29 protein-coding genes are annotated in these 25,627 nt (G+C 34.7%); all 29 read right to left on the bottom strand.

Annotated elements, in window-relative coordinates; all coding sequences use genetic code 11:
• Positions 1–97: 97 nt before the first annotated feature.
• On the bottom strand, positions 98–1,354 hold the full coding sequence (rseP, locus tag ACFSO7_RS06095; protein ID WP_377876243.1) for an RIP metalloprotease RseP: 1,257 nt from the start codon (positions 1,352–1,354) through the stop codon (positions 98–100).
• 231 nt (positions 1,355–1,585) lie between these two features.
• A complete protein-coding gene (locus ACFSO7_RS06090) occupies positions 1,586–2,728 on the bottom strand; it encodes a 1-deoxy-D-xylulose-5-phosphate reductoisomerase (protein WP_377876241.1) in 1,143 nt (380 codons plus the stop codon).
• 31 nt (positions 2,729–2,759) lie between these two features.
• Positions 2,760–3,551, bottom strand: coding sequence for a phosphatidate cytidylyltransferase (locus ACFSO7_RS06085; protein WP_377876239.1), 792 nt, complete (start codon positions 3,549–3,551; stop codon positions 2,760–2,762).
• Between the two features lie 20 nt (positions 3,552–3,571).
• Positions 3,572–4,348: an undecaprenyl pyrophosphate synthase gene (locus tag ACFSO7_RS06080; RefSeq protein ID WP_377876237.1), complete on the bottom strand. Its 777-nt coding sequence runs from the start codon at positions 4,346–4,348 to the stop codon at positions 3,572–3,574.
• A 243-nt stretch (positions 4,349–4,591) separates the two neighbouring features.
• A complete protein-coding gene (gene frr, locus ACFSO7_RS06075; RefSeq protein WP_377876236.1) occupies positions 4,592–5,149 on the bottom strand; it encodes a ribosome recycling factor in 558 nt (185 codons plus the stop codon).
• Positions 5,150–5,151: 2 nt separating this feature from the next.
• Entirely contained in the window at positions 5,152–5,874 is a 723-nt protein-coding gene (gene pyrH, locus ACFSO7_RS06070) for a UMP kinase (protein WP_377876234.1), read from the bottom strand.
• Between the two features lie 102 nt (positions 5,875–5,976).
• The gene (gene tsf, locus ACFSO7_RS06065) at positions 5,977–6,858 is read right to left on the bottom strand and encodes a translation elongation factor Ts (protein WP_377876232.1); all 882 of its coding nucleotides are present in this window, start codon (positions 6,856–6,858) and stop codon (positions 5,977–5,979) included.
• A 176-nt stretch (positions 6,859–7,034) separates the two neighbouring features.
• Positions 7,035–7,745, bottom strand: a complete 711-nt coding sequence (gene rpsB, locus ACFSO7_RS06060; RefSeq protein ID WP_377876230.1) for a 30S ribosomal protein S2 — start codon at positions 7,743–7,745, stop codon at positions 7,035–7,037.
• 146 nt (positions 7,746–7,891) lie between these two features.
• The gene (locus ACFSO7_RS06055; protein ID WP_377876228.1) at positions 7,892–8,488 is read right to left on the bottom strand and encodes a hypothetical protein; all 597 of its coding nucleotides are present in this window, start codon (positions 8,486–8,488) and stop codon (positions 7,892–7,894) included.
• A 12-nt stretch (positions 8,489–8,500) separates the two neighbouring features.
• Entirely contained in the window at positions 8,501–8,809 is a 309-nt protein-coding gene (locus ACFSO7_RS06050; RefSeq protein WP_377876227.1) for a hypothetical protein, read from the bottom strand.
• Between the two features lie 72 nt (positions 8,810–8,881).
• The gene (locus tag ACFSO7_RS06045; protein ID WP_377876225.1) at positions 8,882–9,646 is read right to left on the bottom strand and encodes a FliA/WhiG family RNA polymerase sigma factor; all 765 of its coding nucleotides are present in this window, start codon (positions 9,644–9,646) and stop codon (positions 8,882–8,884) included.
• 33 nt (positions 9,647–9,679) lie between these two features.
• On the bottom strand, positions 9,680–10,177 hold the full coding sequence (locus ACFSO7_RS06040) for a chemotaxis protein CheD (protein ID WP_377876223.1): 498 nt from the start codon (positions 10,175–10,177) through the stop codon (positions 9,680–9,682).
• Positions 10,167–10,811, bottom strand: coding sequence for a chemotaxis protein CheC (locus ACFSO7_RS06035; RefSeq protein ID WP_377876221.1), 645 nt, complete (start codon positions 10,809–10,811; stop codon positions 10,167–10,169). Before ACFSO7_RS06035 ends, ACFSO7_RS06040 begins: the two co-directional genes overlap by 11 nt.
• 5 nt (positions 10,812–10,816) lie before the next feature.
• A complete protein-coding gene (locus tag ACFSO7_RS06030; protein WP_377876219.1) occupies positions 10,817–11,287 on the bottom strand; it encodes a chemotaxis protein CheW in 471 nt (156 codons plus the stop codon).
• Positions 11,288–11,324: 37 nt separating this feature from the next.
• The gene (locus ACFSO7_RS06025; protein WP_377876218.1) at positions 11,325–13,373 is read right to left on the bottom strand and encodes a chemotaxis protein CheW; all 2,049 of its coding nucleotides are present in this window, start codon (positions 13,371–13,373) and stop codon (positions 11,325–11,327) included.
• A gap of 18 nt (positions 13,374–13,391) precedes the next feature.
• Entirely contained in the window at positions 13,392–14,489 is a 1,098-nt protein-coding gene (locus ACFSO7_RS06020) for a protein-glutamate methylesterase/protein-glutamine glutaminase (protein WP_377876216.1), read from the bottom strand.
• 6 nt (positions 14,490–14,495) lie between these two features.
• A complete protein-coding gene (locus tag ACFSO7_RS06015; RefSeq protein WP_377876215.1) occupies positions 14,496–15,362 on the bottom strand; it encodes a MinD/ParA family protein in 867 nt (288 codons plus the stop codon).
• Positions 15,359–16,525 carry a flagellar biosynthesis GTPase FlhF gene (gene flhF / locus ACFSO7_RS06010; RefSeq protein ID WP_377876213.1) on the bottom strand — a complete coding sequence of 389 codons (1,167 nt, stop codon included), beginning with the start codon at positions 16,523–16,525 and terminating at the stop codon, positions 15,359–15,361. Before flhF ends, ACFSO7_RS06015 begins: the two co-directional genes overlap by 4 nt.
• Positions 16,522–18,558: a flagellar biosynthesis protein FlhA gene (flhA, locus tag ACFSO7_RS06005; protein WP_377876212.1), complete on the bottom strand. Its 2,037-nt coding sequence runs from the start codon at positions 18,556–18,558 to the stop codon at positions 16,522–16,524. Before flhA ends, flhF begins: the two co-directional genes overlap by 4 nt.
• 43 nt (positions 18,559–18,601) lie before the next feature.
• On the bottom strand, positions 18,602–19,684 hold the full coding sequence (gene flhB, locus ACFSO7_RS06000; RefSeq protein WP_377876210.1) for a flagellar biosynthesis protein FlhB: 1,083 nt from the start codon (positions 19,682–19,684) through the stop codon (positions 18,602–18,604).
• Positions 19,685–20,461: a flagellar biosynthetic protein FliR gene (gene fliR / locus ACFSO7_RS05995; RefSeq protein ID WP_377876209.1), complete on the bottom strand. Its 777-nt coding sequence runs from the start codon at positions 20,459–20,461 to the stop codon at positions 19,685–19,687.
• A gap of 4 nt (positions 20,462–20,465) precedes the next feature.
• Positions 20,466–20,735 (bottom strand): flagellar biosynthesis protein FliQ, encoded by a 270-nt coding sequence (gene fliQ, locus ACFSO7_RS05990; RefSeq protein WP_377876207.1) that lies wholly within the window; start codon positions 20,733–20,735, stop codon positions 20,466–20,468.
• Between the two features lie 14 nt (positions 20,736–20,749).
• Entirely contained in the window at positions 20,750–21,415 is a 666-nt protein-coding gene (gene fliP / locus ACFSO7_RS05985; RefSeq protein WP_377876205.1) for a flagellar type III secretion system pore protein FliP, read from the bottom strand.
• Positions 21,412–22,089 carry a flagellar biosynthetic protein FliO gene (locus ACFSO7_RS05980; RefSeq protein WP_377876203.1) on the bottom strand — a complete coding sequence of 226 codons (678 nt, stop codon included), beginning with the start codon at positions 22,087–22,089 and terminating at the stop codon, positions 21,412–21,414. Before ACFSO7_RS05980 ends, fliP begins: the two co-directional genes overlap by 4 nt.
• 206 nt (positions 22,090–22,295) lie before the next feature.
• The gene (locus ACFSO7_RS05975; protein WP_377876201.1) at positions 22,296–22,658 is read right to left on the bottom strand and encodes a response regulator; all 363 of its coding nucleotides are present in this window, start codon (positions 22,656–22,658) and stop codon (positions 22,296–22,298) included.
• 20 nt (positions 22,659–22,678) lie between these two features.
• The gene (fliY, locus tag ACFSO7_RS05970) at positions 22,679–23,932 is read right to left on the bottom strand and encodes a flagellar motor switch phosphatase FliY (protein WP_377876200.1); all 1,254 of its coding nucleotides are present in this window, start codon (positions 23,930–23,932) and stop codon (positions 22,679–22,681) included.
• Positions 23,922–24,920 (bottom strand): flagellar motor switch protein FliM, encoded by a 999-nt coding sequence (gene fliM, locus ACFSO7_RS05965; RefSeq protein WP_377876199.1) that lies wholly within the window; start codon positions 24,918–24,920, stop codon positions 23,922–23,924. Before fliM ends, fliY begins: the two co-directional genes overlap by 11 nt.
• A 41-nt stretch (positions 24,921–24,961) precedes the next feature.
• Positions 24,962–25,390, bottom strand: coding sequence for a flagellar basal body-associated protein FliL (fliL, locus tag ACFSO7_RS05960; protein ID WP_377876197.1), 429 nt, complete (start codon positions 25,388–25,390; stop codon positions 24,962–24,964).
• Positions 25,380–25,598 carry a flagellar FlbD family protein gene (locus ACFSO7_RS05955; RefSeq protein WP_377876195.1) on the bottom strand — a complete coding sequence of 73 codons (219 nt, stop codon included), beginning with the start codon at positions 25,596–25,598 and terminating at the stop codon, positions 25,380–25,382. The genes fliL and ACFSO7_RS05955 overlap by 11 nt, the downstream gene beginning before the upstream one ends.
• Between the last annotated feature and the right edge of the window lie 29 nt (positions 25,599–25,627).

Genomic DNA, 25,627 nt, shown 5'->3' with positions numbered 1-25,627 from the left:
TTATTTCAGTAGCTCACAATAATAGGTATTTTTGACATTAAAAAAGAGTGCCTTTATATAAACAAATGGCACTCAGATATATACTTTTTTAAAAACTTTATAAGAAGAATCGTTGGATATCATTCCATGTCACGACTAGCATTAATAGCATTAATAAAGCAAATCCAATGAAATGTACCATTCCTTCTTTTTGCCGGTCAATTGGTTTACCTCTCAACGCTTCAACACCAAAAAACATGAGTCGTCCTCCATCAAGTGCTGGAAGTGGTAATAAGTTCATTATTCCTAAATTAATACTTAGAATGGCTCCCCATCTCATTAAATTAAATATCCCTGATTTTGCTACTGTATCCGTAGAAACATAAATGCCTACTGGTCCAGATAGCATATTAATCGAAAATTGACCTGTAACTAATTTTCCTAGCATAACAAAAATCTCTTTTGTCCAAAAATACGTTTGTTCAAAACCATATGAAATTGCCTGAAGAGGTGATTTCTCAACTGGGCTATATACACCAATAATCCCAATTTTTTTCCCTTCAGACTCTGCCTCTTTAGGTGTAACAGGGATTTCCATTGAATCACCTTTTCGATCAATTGAAAAAACAAGTTCTTTACTAGGGTTTTGGCGAATAATTTCCACAACATCTGACCATGTAGAAATTTCCGCACCATCAATCGTTTCTACAACATCCCCTTCATGAAGACCAGCTATCTTTGCTGCACCATCGTCTGTTAAATTTCCTAAAACAGGATCATTAGCAGGTACTCCTTGAAAAAGAGCAATAATGAGAAAGGTAACGAAGGCAAGAATGAAGTTCATCATTGGACCTGCAAAGATGGCCATTGTTCTTTGCCCTAATGTTTTCGAACCAAATTGCCGATTAAAAGGGGCAATTTGAGTTTCCACTCCATCTTCTACACATACGGCTGTAGGACTTATTTGAAAGGCGGTCATTACTTCTGGATCATCTTCTGGAAATCCATTAATGACAAGCTTATGATCTAAATCAGCATTTTCAACTTCAACAATTCTAGCATTTGGATATTTTTCTTTGTTATTTAAAATGATTTTGTCCACTAAACCATTATTTAAAACTAGTCCAACACGAAAGCCTGGCTTAAGCTCAACGGTTTCAGGATCTTCCCCAGCCATTCTGACAAAACCACCGATTGGTAAAAGACGAACGGTATATATCGTTTCGCCCTTTTTAAAAGAAAGAATCTTTGGCCCAAATCCAATAGCAAACTCACGACATAGGATCCCTGCTCTTTTCGCAAATACAAAATGACCTAATTCATGAAAAAAAACAAGCGCACCGAATATAACGATAAAGGCTATCACAGTACTCAACTAAAAAAACCACCTTTTCTGGAAGATAAGAAAACCATTCTTACTTCGAAAATTGTTCAGCGCAAGCGTCCTTGCCGATGTACAGAATGTACAAGTGTCGACACTGCGACAGGACGTCGCGCTTTTATCGACTTCGAGGTCAAAAGCCACTCCCAGAATAAAGGCAAAAGACGCCTTTTTCCTGGGAGCGTCTTTTACTTGTCAGGGCTAAACAGGCGCTTCCGCATTTCTTTATAAAAGTTTGTTAACAAACTGTCTCGTTTCTGTATCAACCTCTTGAATAGTCGCAAGACTCGGGTTTGACATATTATCATGAGCAATAAGTGCTTTTTCAATCAACTCTTCGATCTCAAGGAATTTTATTTTTCCAGTTAAAAATCTTGCAACTGCTACTTCATTTGCAGCATTTAATACAGTAGGTAACGTTCCACCTTTTTTACCTGCTTCATAAGCAAATGCAAGACAACGAAAACGATTGAAATCCATTTCCTTAAAATGAAGAGTTGCAATTTCTGCTAAATTTAAACGTTTTGAAGTAGGTAAAGGCAAGCGATCAGGGTAAGTTAAAGCATATTGAATGGGAACTCTCATATCAGGTGTACCTAACTGCGCCATTATACTACTATCATGGAATTCAATCATAGAATGTATAATACTTTCCTTATGCTGTAAGACAGATATTTGTTCATAAGGGATAGAAAAGAGCCAATGGGCCTCAATGACTTCTAAACCTTTATTCATCATCGTAGCAGAGTCAATGGTTATTTTTGCTCCCATTGACCAATTAGGATGATTAAGTGCTTCTTTGACTGTTACATTTACTAGTTCATCTCGACTCTTATCGCGAAAGCTTCCGCCAGAAGCTGTAATAATTAGTCGCTCAATATTTTTGCTATTTTCACCTTGTAGGGCTTGAAAAATAGCGGAGTGTTCGCTATCAACCGGTAATAAAGATACATTATTTCTCTTCGCAGCCTCCATTACTAGATGACCTGCTGTAACAAGCGTCTCTTTATTAGCGATGGCAATTGTTTTCTTTGCTTCTATCGCTTGCAAAGTCGGGAATAAACCGACACTTCCAAGTATTGCGTTGACAAGTACCTCTGATTTTTCATAAATAGCTACTTCAGTTAACCCTTCATTTCCATATGTAAATTTAATATTTGTAAATTCTGCTTTTAATATTTCATAACCAGATTTATCTTGAGTAGATACTAACTCAGGACTATGTATGGAAATTATTTTCCTAGCAAGGTCGATATTTTTTCCGACAGACATTGCTACTAATTTAAACTCATTTTGATGTTCAAAAATAACATCTAGTGTTTGTTGTCCGATTGAACCTGTTGCACCTAATAAACTAATGTATTTCAATAATATCTCAACTCCAATAAAAGGAAAAACTTTACCCGATTAAATGTAAAAAACTTAAAAGTGGCCAAACAAATAATAAACTGTCAAATCGATCTAGAATTCCACCATGTCCAGGTAGAATACGACCAGAATCTTTAACATTGAAGTGTCGCTTCAATGCAGACTCTACAAGATCTCCTATTTGACCGAAAATCGATAAAACGACTGTAATAACTAAAAGCTGGATAAGCGATGCATCAATATCTGTAAATAAATTAAATAGTACTGCCACAACTAATGCACATACGATTCCACCTACGGCTCCTTCTACCGTTTTATTCGGACTAATTTCAGGCCAAAGCTTTCGTTTTCCTAATGCTCTACCGATAAAATAAGCACCCGAATCTGTTGCCCAAATAATAAACAAGGAATAAAAAACATACATAAGCCCTGCTTCACGGGTTTCAATTAGATAGTAAAAGCCTAGTCCCACATAAATAGTACCTAAGACGGAAAAGGCAACATGATCAAAGGTAAATCGATTTCTTGTCACAACAGTATAAGTCAAAAACAATAAAATCGCTAAGAAGGCAAATTCAGACTTTGTAAAATTAATATTTACTAGGAAATCTTGATATTCATTTGGTAGGAGAAGAATCCACAGTAAAAATAAAGCAATGAATCCACCTATAGAAAATAATTTTATACCTCTCATCTTTAGTAATTCATATAATCCAACTGAACCCATTAAATAAACTAAAATGATAAATGGTATTCCTCCATATATGACAATAGGAAGAAAAATAGCTGCTGCGATAACTGCTGTTATGATTCTTTGCTTCATTTATAATTTCAACACCTTTTTTATACTCCTCCGAATCTTCTTTGGCGGTTTTGAAAAGCTTCAATGGCATCAAGTAAGTTTTCTTCTTTAAAATCCGGCCATAGTGTATCAGTGAACCAAAATTCACTATAAGCTAATTGCCAAAGCATAAAATTACTTAACCGAATTTCACCGCTTGTACGAATCAACAGATCTGGATCCTTCAGATTAGAGGTCATTAAATAAGAAGAAAAAACTTCTTCCGTTATTTCACTTTCATTTATTATTCCACTTTTACAGTCTTTTAAGACATTCTGTACCGCTTCAATAATTTCTAATCTACTTCCATAATTTAAGGCAAAGTTTAAGATAAGCCCTGTATTTTCTTTCGTATCTTCCATCGCTTTATCAATGGCTCTTAAAGTAAATGATGGTAGTTGATTTTTGTTACCAATCATTTTCACTTGAACATTTTCCTCAATCAATTCAGGCAAAAATGTCCCTAAAAATTCTTCTGGTAGCTTCATTAAGTATTCCACTTCTGATTTAGGTCTTTTCCAATTTTCAGTAGAAAACGCATATAAAGTTAATGCTTCGACCCCTAATTCATTTGCTAGCTTTGTTATTTTACGTACAACCTTCATACCTTCGTGATGACCCGCTACTCTTGGTAAAGCTCTCTTTTTTGCCCAACGTCCATTACCATCCATAATTATAGCAATATGAGAGGGAATCGAATGTTTCCTTATATTTGCAATTCGATCTCGGAGATTGGAAGAATTTGATCCTTTCTTCCACAGATTAATTTTACTTAACATATACATATCCTCCAAATAAAGTAATCTTCCTCCGAATAAATTTTAAATATGTTAAGAAGATCTACCTAACCTATTGTTAGAAACATAATAATCATATTTTTATCATACCAAAAAATACTAAAGATATCTCTATAAAATAATTTATGTTCTTGAAAGTTAAAACAGAATAATTAAATTGGGTTATAGACATCTTTCATTATAAAGGCAAAAAAACCCCCTTATCAGAGGGTCTCCCTACATTCATCACACTTCAAGAATTTCTTTTTCTTTATCTTTTGTGATTTGGTCAATTTTGGCAATATGGTCATCTGTTAATTTTTGGATATCTTCAGAATAACCACGTTGGCCGTCCTCAGTAATTTCACCGTTTTTTTCAAGTTTCTTTAAATCATCATTCGCATCACGTCGAATATTTCGAATCGCAATTTTAGCTTCTTCATTTTCTTTTTTGACTAATTTTACTAAGTCTTTACGACGTTCTTCGGTTAATTGCGGTATCGCAATTCGGATAATAGAACCATCATTTGTAGGATTAATACCTAAATCCGATTTTAAGATGGCTTTTTCAATTTCTCCTAAGATGGATTTATCATACGGTTGAATAACTAATAATCGTGCTTCAGGCACGCTGATTCCCGCTAATTGATTGACAGGAGTAGGAGCACCATAATAGTCAACTGTGATTCGATCTAATAATGATGCATTTGCTCTTCCTGCCCGAATACTAGCTAATTCTCTTGTAAAAGCTTGAATCGCTTTACTCATGCGATCCTTCGTATTAGAAATGACTGTTTTTGGCATAATTATTTCCCCCTCACAATAGTTCCGATATTGTCACCCATCACTACACGTTTAATATTGCCTTGCTCCATAATAGAGAAAACGATTAGTGGTATATCATTATCCATACATAAAGAAGAAGCAGTTGAATCCATAACCTCTAAGCCTTCTTTAATAACGTCTAAATAGGTGATTTGATTATATTTTTTTGCAGTCTTATCAGTTCGTGGATCAGCTGAATAAACTCCATCTACATTATTCTTCGCCATTAAGATTACTTCTGCTTCAATTTCAGCAGCTCGTAAAGCAGCTGTAGTATCTGTAGAAAAATAAGGATTTCCTGTACCTGCTGCAAAAATGACAACACGTTTTTTTTCAAGATGACGAATCGCTCTTCGACGTATGTATGGTTCAGCCACTTGGCGCATTTCAATAGATGATTGAACACGTGTTTCTATCCCAAGTTGCTCAAGACTATCTTGTAAGGCAAGTGAGTTCATGACTGTAGCTAGCATCCCCATATAATCTGCGTTCGCTCGGTCCATACCCATTTCACTGCCAATTTTCCCACGCCAAATGTTACCGCCACCAACAACAACAGCAACCTCGACATTCATTTCAGCAATTTCCTTTACTTGATTGGCAATGGATTTAATCACAGATGGATTAATTCCAAAGCCGGCATCTCCTGCTAACGCTTCTCCACTTAATTTTAAAACAACGCGTTTGTATTTAGGGCTGGTCATATGAACCTCCAAAGATAATTTACAGCTTTAAATTTCCACTTTAAAAATAGGGAACACGCTGTGAGTGTCCCCTATTACTATTCCTATCTATTTTACAATAAATTATTTCTTCAATTGGCTCATAACTTCTTCAGCGAAGTTATCTTCACGTTTCTCAATACCTTCTCCTACACCGTAACGAACGAATCCACGTACTGTAGCACCTTTAGACTCAACGAATTGACGTACTTTTTGGTCAGGGTTTTTAACAAATGTTTGATCAAGTAAACAAACATCTTCAAAATATTTACCAAGACGTCCTTCTACCATTTTCGCAACAATATTCTCTGGTTTTCCTTCATTTAGAGCTTGTTGAGTTAAAACTTGTCGCTCACGCTCAACTTCTTCTTGTGATACTTCATCACGAGAAACGTATAATGGGTGAAGAGCAGCAGCGTGCATAGATACATCTTTAGCAACACTTGCATCAGTTGTTCCTTCTAATACCGTTAATACAGCAATTCGGCCACCCATATGTAAGTATTCACCGAATGCACCGTTATCTGATTTAGTTAAAATTTCAAAGCGACGAAGAGTAATTTTCTCACCGATTTTTGCAATAGCAGCATTAATATGATCTGCAACTGTTACACCGTTTTCCATTGTTTGTGAAGTAGCTTCTTCAACAGATGATGGCTTATTATTTAATAAATGCTCAGATAATTCTTTAACAAGAATTTGGAATCCTTCATTCTTAGCAACGAAATCAGTTTCAGAGTTAACTTCTAAAATTACAGCGTCATTACCTTGTGAAAGAATAGCCGTAATTCCTTCAGCAGCAATACGATCTGATTTCTTTGCAGCAGCAGCCATTCCTTTTTCACGTAAGAAATCGATTGCTTTTTCCATATCACCATTTGTTTCAGTAAGTGCTTTTTTGCAATCTAACATTCCAGCACCCGTTTTTTCACGAAGTTCTTTTACCATTTGTGCAGTAACTGCCATTTGAGTATTTCCTCCTTATTATTGTATAGTAGCGGTTTTAATTTTATGTAACCGTATGAATAGTGTTTGCATGATTTTCATCATGTAATCAATGGTTTACTTTAAAAAAAGGTGATAAAGGGTGCTTCCCTCTTATCACCTTTCCCATAGCACCAAGCTAAAATGCTTAAAGCGAATTATGCTTCAACAGTAGCTGTTAATTCTTCGCCTTGTTTTGATTCTAAAATTGCATCAGCAATTTTAGCTGTAATAAGTTTAACAGCACGAATTGCATCGTCGTTTGCTGGGATTACATAATCGATTTCATCTGGATCACAGTTTGTATCTACAATACCTACGATCGGAATGTTTAATTTATGTGCTTCAGCAACAGCAATACGTTCTTTACGTGGGTCAATGATGAATAATGCATCAGGAAGACCTTTCATATCTTTAATTCCACCAAGGAATTTTTCTAAACGTTCTTGTTCTTTCTTTAATTGAACAACTTCTTTTTTCGGTAATACTTCAAAAGTACCATCTTCAGACATTCTTTCGATATCTTTTAAACGGGAAATACGTTTTTGGATTGTTTCAAAGTTTGTTAAAGTACCACCTAACCAACGTTGGTTAACAAAGTACATTCCAGAACGTTCTGCTTCTTCTTTCACTGAATCTTGAGCTTGTTTTTTTGTACCAACGAAAAGCATTTTCCCGCCGTTATCAGCAAGCTCCTTCACGAAATTATAAGCTTCTTCAAACTTCTTAACTGTTTTTTGAAGATCAATAATATAAATTCCGTTACGCTCCGTGAAGATATATTTCTTCATTTTTGGGTTCCAACGACGAGTTTGGTGACCGAAATGTACACCAGCTTCAAGCAATTGCTTCATAGAAATAACTGACATGTTTGTTCCTCCTAGGTTTAATTTTCCTCCGCTTATTTCATTTTTAAACGATGACTGTAAACAGCACCTATCGATTAAATCCGTAAGCGTGTGTAATAACACCATGAACTAATATAGCATAAATATATTCAGCGTTCAAGCTTTTCCTAATCGTTTTGCTGAAATTTAAGTAAAAGTTGAATTTCAGTTTTACCTTTATTTAGTTTTTTTGCTATTTCTTCTTCTGAATATCCTTGATTTTGTAATAGTAATATTTCTTCTAAAATCGATTTCTTTATCGAAACTGTTTCAATTCCATTCGTATTAATTGGAATATCCGAAAGAACAGAATTTGACTCATCCTTCTTTATTTGAGGATACTGATTTTGTTTATAGGCATTCGCAATCTGGACTCGACTTACAGCATAAACTGGACGTGCGGAAGTACTTTCAAGTTTTTCTGTTAGTTTGTTATGTGCACTTTCTTCTGAATATGTATGTTGACTTTGCCTTTTTTCTTCTACTTTTGATTCTACCTTCATGTTTCTTGATTGATTTATTTGATTAATTTTTTCAATAAATCTTTCATTGTCCTCTTTCATCTCCATTAAATATGATGCAATGACCTCTTCCATTTCCTTTACTAGTTTTTCCTGGTTTTTCTCTACTTCAAAAAGCTTGTTTTGCCTTTGAAATAATATAAGGATAACAAAGAATGCAACAAAATTTAAAAGAAGTGAAATGATGATAAAAAAAGTACTCATATGATCTCCTACTTATCCACTAAAGTCTATTTTCGTGCCTTTATAAGGGTGAATGATTTTTTCAGTATCTGCTTCTTTCATTTTTCCGCCCTTTTCTTGTTGATTGTTTTGCTGCTTTTTGTCTGTATCCTTTTTAACAACTACTTTGTCCTTTGACTCATTCTTATTAACAGTCACTCGTTTTTTCTCTTGCTCTTTTTGATTTTTTTCTGCTAATCGATCTTGGCTAATCTGTCCACGTTGTTGTAATTGTTCATGAATTTTTCCTGCATCTTGAGTTCTTGGCAGTGCAATCTGCATTTCTATTGCTTTCAAACTCATACAATCACATCCTTATTTTAGGGTAATTCTTCAAGAAAAAAACCTTCCTTATTTAAAGAAGGTTTTTTAATTTTAAATTATTTTCTCTAATGATTGGTTTAGTTTAAAAAGAGCTCGAGAATGGATTTGCGAAATTCTAGATGTAGATAAATTCATAACTTGGCCAATTTCAGTTAAAGTCAGTTCTTCATAATAAAATAAACTAATCACCAATTGTTCTTTTTCATTTAATCTTTCTATTAAGTTTGCTAATTCTTCAAGGAGTTCCGTACGAACAATTTTCTCTTCTGGAATAATAGACTTATCATCTTTTATTGAAAAACTAGATCCTTCTTTTTCATCTAGATCAGAAGGCTGTTCATCGATCGAAAGCACATTCGCATAAAAATGTTCATTTATTGTTGTACAAACTTCATCTTCTGGTATTCCTAATGCATTAGCAATTTCACTTGAAGATACCTTACGCATATATTTTTGTTCCAATTTTTCGATTGCGGCTTCTATTTTTTTTGCTTTTTCTCTCGTGGATCGCGGAAGCCAATCTTCTTTCCTAAGTCCATCGATAATTGCACCTCTAACCCGAAAGGAAGCATACGTATCAAATTTTAAATCGCGGCTTGGATCAAATTTTTCTAATGCATCAAATAATCCCATCATCCCTAATGAATTCAAATCATCACGTGAAACATTTTTCGGCAATCCAATCGCAATTCGTTGGACATGGTACGAGACTAGAGATAAATACTTTTTGACTAGATAGTTACCTGCGTCTGCATCTCGAGACTTTGTCCAACTGCCCCATGCTGTTTGTTCGTCAAATAAAACGGTCTGTACCATGATACCCCCCCTAGAATAGAAAATTACTAGAAATTAAATGAAATGAACACCTTTATTTACTGTGCGAATTTCAAGCATGCAGGTTTTAGGATTGAATTCGATTGTTCGTCCGCTATTCCCACCAACATCCTCAGCAATAACAGGAATTCGTAAATCTTGTAGCTCCTTCTTTACTGCATCAACATTTCTCGGACCAATACGCATCACATCACTTGATGTAGTAAATTGAAACATTTGAGCTCCACCTGCTAATTTCGCTTTTAAATTTCCCATACGTGCTCCAGATTTCATAAGTTGGGAAATCAATTCCTTTACTGCTGTATCAGCATATTTCGCTATATTCATCCCCGCTACTTTTGACAAGGAGGAATCCGGTAGCATAACATGAGCAAGGCCTGCTATTTGTACGGTTTGATCGTAAACAACTACCCCAACGCAAGAACCCAATCCCGATGTTCTAATAGTTGAAGGTGATTTTATTACTTTCAATTCTGATATACCTACTTTTACGACCATCACACTATCTATCATCAGTTGATACTCCCAATGCCTCAAATATGACTGAGAATGAATCAGGGTCTGGCAAAAGGAAGAAATGACCTTTTACTCCTTCCAAATCATTAATATCATCCTCATTTAAAGCTGTATCAATAACTATGGCATGATCAGCAACTTGTGATAACTCTATAATTCCATAACTAATAATTGCACCAAACATATCAATACTTAGAGATGGAACGGAAGGATACAGTGATAAATTAGTAAAGTCAGAAAGAGATGATAAATATGAACCTGATAAAATATTCCCTAACTCTTGAAAGGCAGAAAGCGCCAACTCATGATTAGGTTGATCTATAAATGAAAAGCTGGGATCATCAATCATTTGCTGTATAAATTTCGTTGCTTGGGAGATGGGTAAGATAAAAAACATACTACCTGGAGCATCTCCCTCTAATCGTAAAAATACGCTAGCAACAATATTTTCCGCTCCACCAGCCATTTCCATCATTTCATTAAAGCTGACGATTTTGACATCTGGAACTTTCATATCGATTCGTTTGTTTAATAATTTCGAAAGAGCAGTTGCGGCATGCCCCGCTCCAATATTCCCTACTTCTCTTAATATATCTAGATGGACGGTGGATATTTGGTTAACGAAAGTCATTCCGATTAACCTTCCAATCCTTTAATAGATTTGACTTCATCGGTATTAAGCACCTTTTCAAGATCTAATAAAATTTTTAATCTTTTTTCCACCTTTACAACACCACTAATATATTCTGCTTCTGAAACCCCAACTACGACTGGGGGAGGCTCGATAGAATTCACATCAATATCAATGACATCATTTGCAGCATCTACAATTAATCCAACTTCAAGTTGATCAATTGAAACCATTATTACTCTAGTACTATCAGAATAAGTGGCTTCCTCTAAACCAAATCGTTTACGTAGGTCTATAATCGGTGTTACAACTCCACGTAAATTAATAACACCTTTAATATAATCAACAGTTCTAGGTACTCGAGTAATATGTTCAATTTTCTCAATTGAACTTACTTGACTAACTGGAATAGCATATTCTTTTTCTTTTAGCTGAAAAATAATGATCTTTAAATCAGTTGTAGCTGTTTCGGTCACTGTGGCTCACTCCTATTAGAAAATGAATTTATTCTTACTATTTTATTAACGCATTGCAATCAACGATAAGTGCAACTTGTCCATCACCAAGTATAGTAGCTCCAGAAATGGCAAATGCGCTAGTTAAATAGTTTCCTAGTGATTTAAGAACCACCTCTTGCTGACCTATAAACGAGTCAACTACTAATCCAGCCATCTTATCTCCTTTTCGGACAATTACAACTGAATAAAAACCATCTTCTTCTTCAAAAACTGGTACTTCAAAAATATCTTTTAAGAATATTAGAGGAACTACTTTCCCTCTAAAATCAATTACTTTTTGATTATGAGCATTTAGTATTTCTTCTTTCTTAACAATAGCTGTTTCAATAATGGATGATAGCGGAATAGCATATTTTTCTTTTTGTATTTCTACTAACATCACAGAAATAATGGATAAGGTAAGTGGAAGTTGTATAGAAAAGATTGACCCCTTACCTAATTGAGAATCGATAGAAACTGAACCACCAAGCGATTCAATCGTATTTTTTACTACATCTAAGCCAACACCGCGACCTGAAATATCCGAAATTTTCTCAGCTGTTGAAAATCCAGATGCAAAAATTAATTCATATACTTGTTTGTCCGTCAATGTTGAAGCAGTTTGCTCGTTAACAATCCCCTTAGCAAGTGCCTTCTGAAGGATTTTTTCTCTACTAATTCCAGCACCGTCATCTTCGATTTCAATAAATACATGATTCCCGCTATGATAAGCTTTTAATATTATGGTACCTTCTTCATTTTTGCCTTTTTGCCTTCTAACTTCTGGCATTTCAACACCATGGTCCATAGCATTTCTTAGCAAGTGAACTAATGGATCACCAATTTCATCAATGACCGTCCGATCTAATTCAGTCTCAGCACCGATGATTTCAAGATTGATTTTTTTATTTAAATCCCTTGCTAACTGACGAACCATTTTTGGGAACCGATTGAAAACTGTATCAACTGGAACCATTCGCATATTTAAAATGATATTTTGAAGATCACCCGACACTCGTGTGATTCTTTCTACTGTCTCATGAAGTTCCTGGTTATTAAACTCCTTAGATATTTGTTCTAGACGCCCACGATCAATTACTAATTCTTCAAATAGATTCATCAAAATATCTAGTCTTTCAATATTTACACGGATCGTTTTATTTCCAATGCTCGCTTGCTTAGAATTGGATTTTTTCTGTTCTTCTTGCTGAATTTTATTCGACTCAGCATTTACCACAATCTCTTCCACTTGTTGTTCATTAATATTTAAATTTTCTTCTATTTGTTTTCGAAGTTTCTGAATATCAAGTGTAATAACTTCTGCCTTTTGTACCTCTGATACCTTCAAAATTTTCTTCTCAATGTCATTCTTTGATTCTTTCGAAACAATGGTGATGGTAAATGAATGGTCAAATTGTTCTTCTTCTAATTGATCAACAGAAGGATTTGATTTAATTACTTCACCGATTTTCTCCAATACTTCAAATACCATAAATACTCGTGCTGCTTTTAATAAACAGTCTTCTCTTAATGATACGGTAATCTCAAAAGCTTCAAAACCTTGTTCATTAGATTGCTGTAAAACAGTTAATTCAAATTCATCGTATTCACTTTTGGCATTAATCATTTCGATACTAGTGGATGCAGCAACTTCTTGGATTGCAGCAGTTACATTCACTAGCGACTCACCTTTTTCTATTTTCTTCAGCTTCTCAACTACTAATGTAACATCACGTTTTCCGTCTCCACCGTCTGCTATTGAAAGAACCATTGCTTCTAAGTCATCCACAGCTAAAAAGACAACATCAAGTATTTCTGGAGTAACCGATATTTTCATATTACGAATTCCATCTAAAACATTTTCCATTTGATGGGTAAGGCTAGCTAAATCTTCGTACCCCATTGTGGCAGACATACCTTTTAGCGTATGGGCAGAGCGAAAAATTTCGTTTACAATTTTTATATCTGCTGGGTTTTTCTCTAATTCTAATAAATGGATATTACAAGATTGTAAATGTTCTTTGCTTTCCTCAATAAACACCTCTAAATACTGGTTCATTTCCATATCCACACACCCCTTAAATTAAACATATTTCAAAATGGTTTCGGCTATTTTTTCAACATCCTGAACTTCGTCAATTAGTTTAGTAGCAACTGCAGCCTTTGGCATACCATAAACGATGGATGTATTTTGAGATTCTGCAATCGCTTTTACCAAACCATTTTCTTTTAGTCTTAACAAACCTTGTGAACCATCCGTACCCATACCTGTCATAATGACAGCAATTTTTGCATATCCTTGCAGCTCACTGATTGATTCAAATAATACATCAACTGCTGGCCGATGCCCATTTCTTAATGGAGATTGATCAATTTGGATGGCTAAGGCGGTACCCATTTGTTTTAGTTTTAGATGGAAGCCTCCAGGAGCAATATACGCGACCCCTTTTTGAACAATTTCACCATCTTCTGCCTCTTTCACTTTAATTTCAGACAAAGAATCTAAGCGTGTTGCAAGTGATTTTGTAAAACTAGGCGGCATGTGTTGAACAATGAACAAGGGTGCCTCGATCCCTTTTGGAAGTTTGGTTAAGACATTTTGCAATGCTCTTGGTCCACCAGTTGAAGTTCCAATACAAATAAGCTTTTTTAATTTTTTTTCCCAAACAGGATTTACTTGTTTAAGTTGGCTTTTCTCTAGTTCAATTTTACTATAATTTTGCGTTTTTGGAACTGATGATAGTGTGTCAATTTTAGTACCAATCAATCTTGAAATGTTTGCCCTGCTAGCAGATATTACCTTTTCAATTAATTCTTCTTTAATCTTATATAAATCTAATGAAATTGCCCCAGACGGTTTAGCAATAAAATCAAATGCACCATTCTGAATCGCGATTAACGTATTCTCTGCACCTTCTCTCGTTGTGCTAGAAAGCATAACGACTGGTAAAGGGATTTCTTTCATAATTATTTTCAATGCTTCAAGTCCATTCATGATAGGCATCTCAACATCCATCGTTACAACATGTGGCCTTAATTCTTTAATTTTCTTAATGGCATCTTCACCATTTCTTGCTGTGCCGATAACCTGAATGCGTGGATGGTCCTCTAGAAAATCATTAATAAGTTTTCTCATAAAGGCTGAATCATCGACGATAAGAATATTAATTTTATCCGACATATTACACTACCTCTCAAAGAGAAATTTCTTTAACTTTAAAACAAACGGCAATGAAGAGGGAGTTTCATCATCGAACTTCTGTTTTTTATATCGATCTGTAATCGATTTTAAAGCTAAAGAAGCCGGAGATTTTGGGTTAAACAACAAAAATGGAATTTGACGTTTAACAGCCTGTTGGATCGAACGGTCCTCAGGTAAAAAACCTAGTGACACAATTTCACGATCCAAAAATTTATCCAAAACTGTTGAAATTCTCCTATATGTTTCTTTTCCTTCTTTATCTGATAAAATTTTATTTACTACTAAATACATCCTTAAAGTAGGATCCTGTAAATGAATAAATTTCATTGTAGCATAGGCATCCGTTATCGATGTTGGTTCTGGGGTTGTTACCACAATAATTTCATGAACAGACAGCAATATTCTTAATGTATCATCCGATATCCCTGCCCCCATATCAAACACTACATATTCGTATTGTTTAAATAGTAGGTGCAGTTCACTAGTAAATTGTTCAATAAGTTCTTCATCGAATTTTACTAATTGCGATAGACCTGTTCCTCCAGCAATATAATGAATACCCTCATGTCCTTCCATGATAATATTTTGAAGTGGAACATGATTTGATAAATAGTCAACGATTGAATATTCTGGGGCTTTTCCCATTAATATATCTAAGTTTCCCATTCCAATATCCATATCAATCAAAAGAACTTTATGATTTAACTTCAAAAGGGAGAGTGAGAAATTTAAAGAAAAATTCGATTTCCCTACTCCACCTTTACCACTTACTACAGCGATTGTTCTAGCATTGTATTGATCCTTCGTTTGAGTCTGCAATTTGAGACGTAAATTCTCTGCTTGATCCTTCATTTCAAATCGACTCCAAGAACTGTATTGGCAATAATTTCTGAAGTAGCTGTAATCATATCGTCAGGAACATCCTGACCATTTGTTAAGTAGGCAACTCCTGTTTGATATTTTTCAATAATATTAAGCATAGATCCATATTGTGACGTTTCATCAATTTTTGTAAAAATCAACCTATCAATATGAATAGTAGAGAATTGTAGAAAAATATCCTCCATATCTTTTTGCTTAGAAGTTAACGCAAGAACGAGAAAAGTTTCCATATCATTATTAAAATCAATTACTTTTTTTAGATCTTCTACATATTGATGATTTCGAAAATTCCGACCGGCAGTATCTATTAAAACAACATCAAATTCATCAAATTTTTTTGTTGCCTCTTCAAAATCATTAATGTTATAACATACCTCAATCGGAATATTAAGAATTTTCGCGTATGTCTTCAGTTGATCAATTGCCGCAATTCTATAAGTATCAGTCGTAATAAAAGCAACTTTTTTCTTATGCTTTAACACGCAGTCTGCAGCTATTTTTGCTAAGGTCGTTGTCTTACCTACCCCTGTCGGTCCGACAACGTTCACAAACTTTTTATTAAACGTAATACCGCCAAATGATAATTGACTATTTTCATCAATAATTACTTCACTCGCCCATCCAAGGACATCTTTTTTCGAGGCATTTGCACCTGTTATAAACCATTTTTCTAACAATTTTCCAATTGTTTTTTCTATCATTCCCGAGCTTACTTCTTGATTGCGAAGGATTTGATCAACATTTTTTACTGGTTCTGGCAAGAAAGAGGATGTTCCCACATCCTGAATCGAGATGGTTTTCATTAATGCTTTCAATTCTGTTAATTCAGTAATTAATTCATCTGACCCTTTAAGTTGTGAGGGTAGTTGTGTTTTGGATTCAATCACTCTTTTTTCAATTTGTGGTGTAATTTCCTTCGTATTTTTTTTACTATTCCCATTCACTTGAGTGTGCTGAATTGGTTTCGGATCAACTGCAGCAATTACTTCAATATTCTTCTTTTTAAAAAAACCGAGAAATCCACCAGTTTGAATCATCTTTGAATTAAGAATGACAGCATCATTTCCTAATTCTGCACGTATTAATTTCATTGCTTCTGGCATGGATGATGCTACGTATTTTTTTACCTTCAATCAATATTCACCACCCCTACACTTTGAACTTCTACAGTCGACTCTAATTCATTATAAGACAAGATTGGTATTTGAGGAAAATATCGTTCAGTTAATTGTCTTACATACATTCTCACAGCTGGAGAGCATAAAATAATTGGTGTTTGCTCCATTAAAGAAAGTTGCTCCACTTGTGAAGCAATTGACTCTAAGATTGATTGTGAGTGGGCAGGATCAATAGATAAATAATTTCCATGCTCCGTTTGCTGAATCCCTTCCGCAATCATTTTTTCAACTTTTCCCGATATGGTTACTACTTTAAGTAGATCTTCTCTCCCACTAAATTGTGTTGTAATTTGACGTGCTAGAGCTTGTCTAACATATTCAGTTAATATATCTGTGTCCGAAGTTACTTTTCCGTAATCTGCTAATGTTTCAAATATGATCGGTAGATTTCGAATCGAGACATTTTCTTTTAATAATTTCGCTAATACTTTTTGAACCTCACCGATCGATAATGGATTTGGAGTAATTTCTTCCACCAAAATCGGATAACTTTCCTTAATGTGATCGATAAGCTGCTTTGTTTCTTGTCTTCCTAATAATTGAAATGCATTTGTTTTAATGACTTCCGTAATATGTGTGGACACAACTGAAGGTGGATCTACGACTGTATATCCAAAGATTTCAGCTTGTTCTTTCATCGATTCCGTAATCCATTTTGCAGGAAGACCAAATGATGGCTCTATTGTATCAATGCCTTCAACAGAATCATCATCGACTCCAGGGCTCATCGCTAAGTAATGATCCAATAAAAGTTCGCCTCGAGCCATTTCATTCCCTTTTATTTTCAGTCGATATTCATTGGGCTGTAATTGGATATTATCACGAATCCTTACAACTGGAATAACTAGACCTAATTCAATGGCAAGCTGACGTCTAATCATCACAATCCGATCTAATAAATCTCCACCCTGATTAGCATCTGCTAATGGGATTAAACCATATCCAAATTCAAATTCAATCGGATCAACATTTAAAAGATTTACGACACTTTCTGGACTTTTCATCTCATTAGATTCTAATTCCTGATCTAATTCTTGAATTTTATCATCATCATGCTTTGGTACTCTAGATACCATATAACCACCGAATGCAAATAATCCAGCAATCGGAATCGTATAAAAATCATTAATTGGTGTTAATAATCCTAAAGTAAAAATGGTGCCCCCCGTAACATAAAGCATATACGGATATCTAAGAAGCTGTGTAGAAATATCTTTTCCGAGATTGCCATCTGAAGCCGCTCTCGTTACGACGATACCTGTTGCAGTTGAAATTAATAATGCAGGAATTTGGCTGACAATCCCGTCACCAACGGTTAATAAGGAATACTTTTGAGAAGCTTCAGCGATTCCTAGACCATCTTGAAGCATTCCGATTATCATACCAACAATTAAGTTGATTAATACAATGATAATCCCAGCAATCGCATCCCCTTTAACAAATTTACTTGCCCCATCCATAGATCCATAAAAATCAGCTTCACGACTTACCTTTTCTCGTCTTTCTCGTGCTTGTTGTTCAGAAATCATTCCAGCATTTAAGTCCGCATCAATACTCATTTGTTTACCAGGCATTGCATCTAGAGTAAAACGTGCTGCGACTTCAGAAACACGCTCTGAACCCTTAGTAATGACGATAAATTGAATAATTACGAGTATTAAGAAAATAACCATACCTACAATCGCATTTCCACCAACAACGAAGGTACCAAATGTTTCTACGACTCCACCAGCATGACCGTGAGAAAGGATGGCACGGGTAGTTGACACATTTAAAGCAAGACGATATAAGGTCAAAAGTAGTAATAGAGATGGAAAGATTGAAAAATCAAGTGCTTCGTTCATATTCATTGAGATTAATAGAACAAGTAAAGCTAAAGATATATTTATAATAATTAATACACTTAATAACCAGGTTGGTAATGGGATAATCAACATGGCGACAATCATTATGACACTTAGCAATACTGTCAAGTCTCTTGCTGACATATTGTTCTTCTCTCCCTACTCTTACAATAACTTTTATCAATTGTTATAGTTTGTTTTTTGTACGATATACGAAAGCTAATATCTCAGCAACTGCCTTAAAGAACTCTTCAGGGACAGCATCCCCAATTTCAGTTTGACTATATAAAGCTCTTGCTAAAGAGCGATTTTCCACAGTAATCACATCATTTTCCTTTGCGATTAACTTGATTTTTTGAGCAACGAAATCAACACCTTTAGCAACTACATAAGGTGCATCTGATTTTTCTTCATCATATTTTAACGCAATGGCAAAATGAGTTGGGTTCGTTATGACAACGTCGGCATTCGGCACTTCTTGCATCATTCTCCGCATAGCCATTTCCCTTTGACGTTGCTTTATTTTTGACTTAATAAGGGGATCTCCCTCAATATTTTTGTGTTCATCCTTAATATCTTGTTTAGACATTCGAATATTTTTCTCAAAATCAAATTTTTGATAAAAATAGTCCAGAACTGCTAAAAATAATAATCCTATTGAACAAAACAATCCAATTTGAACAGTAATTGAAGCAAGTGTAACTAATGAATCTCCAATAGATTCTTGAGATAAAACAAAAATTTCATCTATTCTATTCCATAAAATAATAAAAGCAATGGAGCCTACAAAGGAAATTTTTAATATCGACTTTAATAATTCAACGATAGATCTTATAGAAAAAATTTTTTTAAATCCTTGAATTGGATTAATTTTTTCCAATTTCATTTGGATTGCTTCTGGAGAGAAAAGAAATCCTACTTGAAAGTAATTTGCAGCAATACCTGAAATCATTGCTACTAATAGAATGGGTCCTAGAAAATATGAGATTTCTTTTAGAATCACCATTAATAATGGGAAAACACTTTGTTCGGATAACTCCATTAATAAATAATTTTGAAAGGAGTGCCTAAATATATTTAATGTAATATCTAGTAAATATCCCCCTGCCAACCATAAGAAGGAAAAAATGGCGATTAATAATATGGCAGTGTTCATATCTTGGCTTTTAGCTACTTGACCCTTCTTCCTAGCATCCTGCCTTTTCTTCGGGGTCGCTTTTTCTGTTTTTTCACCAGAAAAAAACTGTAAATCAAGTGATAATAATCTCACCTATTTCCCCCCTAATAAATCCATTAAATTACGCATCGTGTAAAGCATAATCTCAACCATATGTGACATCGCCGTTGTCATCACACTCATTAAAATGAAAATTACTACTAAGCCAACCGCAATCTTCACTGGTACACCGACGACAAAGATATTTAATTGCGGAACAGTTCTTGCCATTATTCCTAATGCCACGTCTGTTAAAAATAAACAACCTACTACAGGTAGAGCCATTTGAAAGGCGAGCATAAACATTTGTGAAAAAGCTTGAAGAATATATTCCACTAAATTGGAATCGCCTAAAGGTATCCAAGCTTGTTCTAATGATATAAATTGGAATGAATGGTATATTCCATCGATGATTAAATGGTGACCATTAATCGTTAGCATCAATAAAAGAGCAATTGTATAAAAGTATTGACCCATTAAAGGACTCTGTGCACCGGTTTGGGGATCAATGACATTCGCAATAGCAAAACCCATTTGAAAGTCAATTAACCCACCCGCTACTTGTATGGCTGAAAGCATCATATAAGCAACAAATCCAATCGATATTCCTACAATCGCTTCTTTCATAATTATGAAAAAATAAGCAACATCAATTTCAAAAACTGGAACATCTAAAGTGAAATAAATAATTAATGAAAGAAAAAATCCAAAACCAACTTTATGAGTAGTAGGAATCGTCCGATAAGAAAAGAGAGGCATCATTAGAAAAAAAGATGTGACTCTTACAAAAACTAATAAAAACCCTGGGAAATTAGGAATAAAATCTAACATTCTATTAGCCCACAAACCTCGTTAAATTTGAAAAGATATCAGTCGCATATGAAAGCATATGACTTAACATCCAAGGTCCCAAAAATATAAGTCCTAGTAGCACAGCTACAATTTTTGGTACGAATGCAAGTGTTTGTTCTTGAATTTGAGTTGTTGCTTGAAAGATACTAATAATTAAACCTACGACTAAAGCGATAACCAATAAAGGGCCGCATATGATTAGCACAGTATAAATCCCACGTTCTGCAATTGTAATTACGGATTCCGAACTCAAAATTATTCACCCACTTAAAAGCTTTGTAGTAGAGATTTCACCACTAAATACCAACCATCAACTAGCACAAATAATAGGATCTTAAATGGTAAAGAAATCATGACAGGAGGAAGCATCATCATACCCATCGACATCAGGACACTTGCAACAATCATATCAATGACAAGAAAAGGAATAAATATCATAAAACCAATCTGAAAAGCCGTTTTTATTTCGCTTATAGCAAATGCTGGTACTAAGGCGGTTAAAGGAATGTCTTCTATTTTTTCGGGTCTATCTACCTTTGCATATTCCAAAAATAAAGCCAAATCCTTTTGCCTTGTATGAACACTCATAAATTCCTTAAATGGGGTAGACGCTCTCTCGTATGCTTCTTCGAGATTGATTTTATCATTAAATAAAGGAGTCAAAGCTTCTTTATTTACTTCATGAAAAGTAGGTGCCATAACAAAAAAGGTTAAAAATAAGGACAATCCAATAATAACTTGATTCGGTGGCATTTGTTGAGTTGCAAGCGCCGTTCTTACAAAGGATAAAACGATTACTATCCTTGTAAAACATGTAAGTAAGATTAAGATACTCGGAGCGATTGAAAGAACTGTAAGAAGTAAAAGCAACTTTACAGAAGTTGAGACATTATCAGGTGAACTATTATTAAAGATTTCCATGAATTCATTCATCGTTCATCTGATCCTTCCTTTTCGATCTCTTCTAATAATTTCTTTCTTCCGTTTGAGAATTCGTTTAACTGATTTCGTAAAATAGAGGAAAACTGTTTATCTTCTTTTTTTACAGTTGTTTTATTCCACTTATTAAGCTTATCCATCCACCTTGAAATTAGATCACTGGGCTGTATCATCTGATCCATTTTCTTATTATAAGATTCCACAATTTCCCGATACTCCACTTCATCATCTATTTCCTTTAATAGTTGAATACTTTCTCCAACTCCGACTACAAGTATTTGTTTCCCAATCTTTATTAGTTGTACTGAACGATTCGCTCCTAAGCTTGTACCACCTAGATTTTCAACAAGCATAGTTGATTGAAATGATTTGCTTTTTTTATTTACGAACCTTAATACTGCATACAAAAGGGCGATGACAAATAGTAAGGCAAAAATCATTTTTACAAAGTCAAAAAAAGTTACTCCAACATTGGATACCTCTTTATCCACGTTCTTTTGTTGATTGGGGACTGTTTTCTTCTCCGGTTCCACTTTATTCTCTTTATCTTGATTTTCGACCCATTCTTTTACGTTTTTTACTTGCTCTGCATAAACCGCAGTTTGCGATCCTAGCAGAGCAATTATAAATACGAAAATGATTTTAGGAAACAATGTTTTTATTTGCAAGGTCTACACCCTTTTTCTTTTTTCCTGTCTAGTTCCGACGGACAGGACATCCAAGTGTCATCGTTGCCACAGGATGTGGCGTTTTTAGTCGACCAAGCGCTATCGGTTCGAGGTCAAAAGTCAAACCGCCATGAAGGTTAAAGACCAACCTTCCTGCCGATTTGCCTTTTGCTTGTCGCCGATAACGGGTTTTCTACTTTTCTTTCTTAGCCAAGAGTCTTTCCAATTGCTTCTAGTACGCGATCTGCTTGGAAAGGTTTAACAATAAAGTCCTTTGCTCCTGCTTGGATAGCATCAATTACCATCGCTTGCTGCCCCATAGCTGAACACATAATTACTTTCGCATTTGGATTTAATTTTTTAATTTCTTTAAGCGCTGTAATCCCATCCATTTCTGGCATTGTAATATCCATTGTCACCAAATCTGGTTGTGTTTCTTTATATTTTTCAATTGCTTGTGCACCGTCCGCTGCTTCTCCAACGACATTGTAACCATTTTTACTTAATATGTCTTTAATCATCATTCTCATAAATGCTGCATCATCAACAATTAATATTTTATGTGCCATTCCCCAATTACCCCTATCTTTTATCTAAGTTTTTTTATTCGGTCACTTTGACTAATAATATCTGTGACTCTGACTCCAAAGTTTTCATCTATAACAACGACTTCTCCTTTGGCAATTAAACGATTATTTACTAAAATATCTACAGGCTCACCTGCTAATTTATCGAGTTCAATGATTGAACCTGAGGAAAGCTCCAGAATTTCTTTGACAGACCTTTTCGTTCTTCCAAGCTCCACACTAACCTGTAACGGAATATCTAAAAGCATATTTAAATTTTTTGTTTCAGTTTCAGGCATTCTCATAGGTTCAAAATTTGAAAATACAGCAGGCTGAACGTTTTGTGGTATTGTACTTGTCATACTTGAACCAAAATGTTGAGGTGCTGTTTGATATCCCATATTTTGTGGATAATTTTGATATCCCTGTTCCTGAAACCCAGCATATTGTGGTTGTTGCTGCCAAATTTCTGGTTGCTGACCTTGCATAGGTGGAGCCGTGAATTCAGAATTCAAAGAGTTAGTAATATTTTGTCCAGTTTCCACAGGGATATCTTCTACCGAAGATGGCTTCTGTGTAACTTGGGCTGGAGTAGGATTCATTAATTCTGTAACAAGACTTTTTGCAAAATCCAAAGGCAATAATTGCATGATATTCGAATCAATTAAATCTCCAACTTTTAATCGAAACGATATTTTTACCATCATTTCCTCATTTGGTAAACGATGAGTTCCTTCTCCACTTTGTACATCAAGTAAATCAATTGTCGGTGGGGAAATATCCACCCTTTTACTAAATATAGTAGACATCGATGTAGCAGCTGAACCCATCATTTGATTCATTGCTTCCTGAACTGCACTTAGCTGAATTTCGCCCATTAAATCTCCTGGATTAAGTCCATCTCCTCCAAGCATCAAATCAGCGATAATTGCAGCATCACCTTGTTGTATCACTAATAAATTACTTCCTGAAAATCCTTCAGTATAACTCACTTGGATGGCTACATAAGGATGAGGAAATTCCTCATTTATTTTCACTTTCGGAATAACTGATACAGTTGGTGTTGTTATGTCCACCTTTTGATTTAATAAAGTAGACAATGCCGTAGCGGAGCTTCCAAAAGAAATATTACCTATTTCACCTAGGGCATCTTGCTCCATTAATGATATATAATCTTCTACTAAAAATACATCTGATTCTTCTTCCATTTCTTCTGGTCCTGATCCTCTTAAAAGAGCATCAATCTCATCTTGGGATAACATGCCATCACTCACCATATTCGTCTCCCCCCTTCATTGTTTCTAGCACTTGAACAGCTAGCTTTTTATTCACTTTCCCTGGTTGTCCAATAAATTTAGGGATTTCTCCGACTTTTATTAATAATGGCTGATCAATTAATTGATTCAATTCGATGACATCACCAATATCCAACATGAGAAAATCTTGTATGGATATTTCGGAGTTTCCTAATTCCACTGCTAAAGGAACCTCTGCATTTTGAATTTTCTTCTCAAGTAATTCAACTACAGTTGGATTTGTATCTTTCTTTTCCTTTTGCATCCAATAATGGACAGATAATTTAGGAATAATTGGTTCTAAAACAACATGTGGGATACAAATATTGATCATTCCACTCGCTTCCCCGATTGTCGTATTTAAGGAAATAACCACAACTGTTTCATTTGGTGAAACCATTTGTAAAAATTGCGGATTAACCTCAAATACATCAAGCATTGGATCAATATCTGAAATAGTAGCCCAAGCTTCTCTCAAATTTTCAAATGCTCGCTCGAAAGTAGTGGACATAATTCTCGTTTCAATTTCTGTCAAATTTTCCACTTTACTCATACTGCTACCTTGTCCACCTAACATTCGATCCATCATAGCATAGGCGATATTCGGGTTCACTTCCATTAAAATTCTACCTTCAAGTGGAGGAACTTCAAATACATTTAAAATTGTCATTTTTGGAATTGACCGTATAAATTCTTCATATGGAATTTGATCGGCAGATGCAACACTTATTTGCACATAGGTTCTCAACTGACTTGAAAAGAAAGTTGTTAACAGCCTTGCAAAATTCTCGTGGATACGCGTCAAACTTCTAATCTGATCTTTTGAAAAACGAAGAGCTCTTTTGAAGTCGTAGCTTTTAACCTTCTTTTCAGTTTGCTCTTTCTTTAATTCATCGGCATCCATTTCACCTGTTGATAAAGCTGATAATAGAGCATCTATTTCACTTTGAGACAATACTTCTCCAGACAAAATCCTCACCTCCATCTATAATAAATTTTTTTATTAACATATTACTGGAGGAGTGATTGAGTAATATATACTTTCACAACATGTCCTTCTTGCATTAGACTGTCGATTTTTTCTTTTAAAGTGTTTTCTAATTGTATCTTTCCTTCTTTACTTTTAAGTTCTTCCGATTTTTTTTCGGATAGTTCTTGAATTATTATATTTTTCACTTGAAAATCACGTTGTTCCAATTCTTCTTTTGCTTTTTTACCATCTGTTTGAATCTTAAATGAAATACGAATAAAATCATTGCTAGCTAAATTAGTAGTTAATTCTGGAACATCGACAGATGCTTCGATAATTTCTTCAATTGATGGTTCTTTTTCTTTACCTTCATTAGACGTTTTTAAAATGATTGTTACGGCAATCGCTCCTACAAGAGCAATGGCAACAAGCATGACAATCATAATCATAAGAAGTTTATTATTTTTCATTTTCGCTTTCCTCCAACTGTTGCCCTAGAAGGTTGACAGATTGATAAAATTTAATAATTAATGTTTGAACTTCATCCTCTGTCTCTCTCACGACATATTTACGACCGTTAGATAAGGTAATCGTCGTGTCAGGAAAGGACTCAATCGTTTCAACATAAAGTGCATTTAATAAAAATGTTTTCCCGTTTAATTTGGATACTTTAATCACTTATTTATCGGGGTCAGGAACACGGTCCC

This window comes from Bacillus sp. CGMCC 1.16607 (assembly GCF_042683745.1).
Lineage (GTDB): Bacteria > Bacillota > Bacilli > Bacillales > Cytobacillaceae > Pseudoneobacillus.
This window is presented reverse-complemented; position numbering and strand designations above follow the sequence as displayed.

Bases quoted from the DNA above. Each gene is read 5' to 3' on its own strand.
- rpsB (WP_377876230.1), bottom strand. From the start codon at position 7,745: ATGTCAGTTATTTCTATGAAGCAATTGCTTGAAGCTGGTGTACATTTC.
- ACFSO7_RS06055 (WP_377876228.1), bottom strand. From the start codon at position 8,488: ATGAGTACTTTTTTTATCATCATTTCACTTCTTTTAAATTTTGTTGCA.
- ACFSO7_RS06025 (WP_377876218.1), bottom strand. From the start codon at position 13,373: ATGGAAATGAACCAGTATTTAGAGGTGTTTATTGAGGAAAGCAAAGAA.
- fliL (WP_377876197.1), bottom strand. From the start codon at position 25,390: ATGAAAAATAATAAACTTCTTATGATTATGATTGTCATGCTTGTTGCC.
- flhA (WP_377876212.1), bottom strand. From the start codon at position 18,558: ATGTCAGCAAGAGACTTGACAGTATTGCTAAGTGTCATAATGATTGTC.
- ACFSO7_RS06020 (WP_377876216.1), bottom strand. From the start codon at position 14,489: ATGTCGGATAAAATTAATATTCTTATCGTCGATGATTCAGCCTTTATG.
- ACFSO7_RS05975 (WP_377876201.1), bottom strand. From the start codon at position 22,658: ATGGCACATAAAATATTAATTGTTGATGATGCAGCATTTATGAGAATG.
- ACFSO7_RS06045 (WP_377876225.1), bottom strand. From the start codon at position 9,646: ATGGTACAGACCGTTTTATTTGACGAACAAACAGCATGGGGCAGTTGG.
- ACFSO7_RS06035 (WP_377876221.1), bottom strand. From the start codon at position 10,811: ATGACTTTCGTTAACCAAATATCCACCGTCCATCTAGATATATTAAGA.
- fliY (WP_377876200.1), bottom strand. From the start codon at position 23,932: ATGGTGAGTGATGGCATGTTATCCCAAGATGAGATTGATGCTCTTTTA.
- fliP (WP_377876205.1), bottom strand. From the start codon at position 21,415: ATGAATGAATTCATGGAAATCTTTAATAATAGTTCACCTGATAATGTC.
- ACFSO7_RS06015 (WP_377876215.1), bottom strand. From the start codon at position 15,362: ATGAAGGATCAAGCAGAGAATTTACGTCTCAAATTGCAGACTCAAACG.
- tsf (WP_377876232.1), bottom strand. From the start codon at position 6,858: ATGGCAGTTACTGCACAAATGGTAAAAGAACTTCGTGAAAAAACGGGT.
- ACFSO7_RS06085 (WP_377876239.1), bottom strand. From the start codon at position 3,551: ATGAAGCAAAGAATCATAACAGCAGTTATCGCAGCAGCTATTTTTCTT.
- ACFSO7_RS06080 (WP_377876237.1), bottom strand. From the start codon at position 4,348: ATGTTAAGTAAAATTAATCTGTGGAAGAAAGGATCAAATTCTTCCAAT.
- fliR (WP_377876209.1), bottom strand. From the start codon at position 20,461: ATGTTAGATTTTATTCCTAATTTCCCAGGGTTTTTATTAGTTTTTGTA.
- ACFSO7_RS06050 (WP_377876227.1), bottom strand. From the start codon at position 8,809: ATGAGTTTGAAAGCAATAGAAATGCAGATTGCACTGCCAAGAACTCAA.
- pyrH (WP_377876234.1), bottom strand. From the start codon at position 5,874: ATGACCAGCCCTAAATACAAACGCGTTGTTTTAAAATTAAGTGGAGAA.
- frr (WP_377876236.1), bottom strand. From the start codon at position 5,149: ATGCCAAAAACAGTCATTTCTAATACGAAGGATCGCATGAGTAAAGCG.
- ACFSO7_RS06040 (WP_377876223.1), bottom strand. From the start codon at position 10,177: ATGATAGATAGTGTGATGGTCGTAAAAGTAGGTATATCAGAATTGAAA.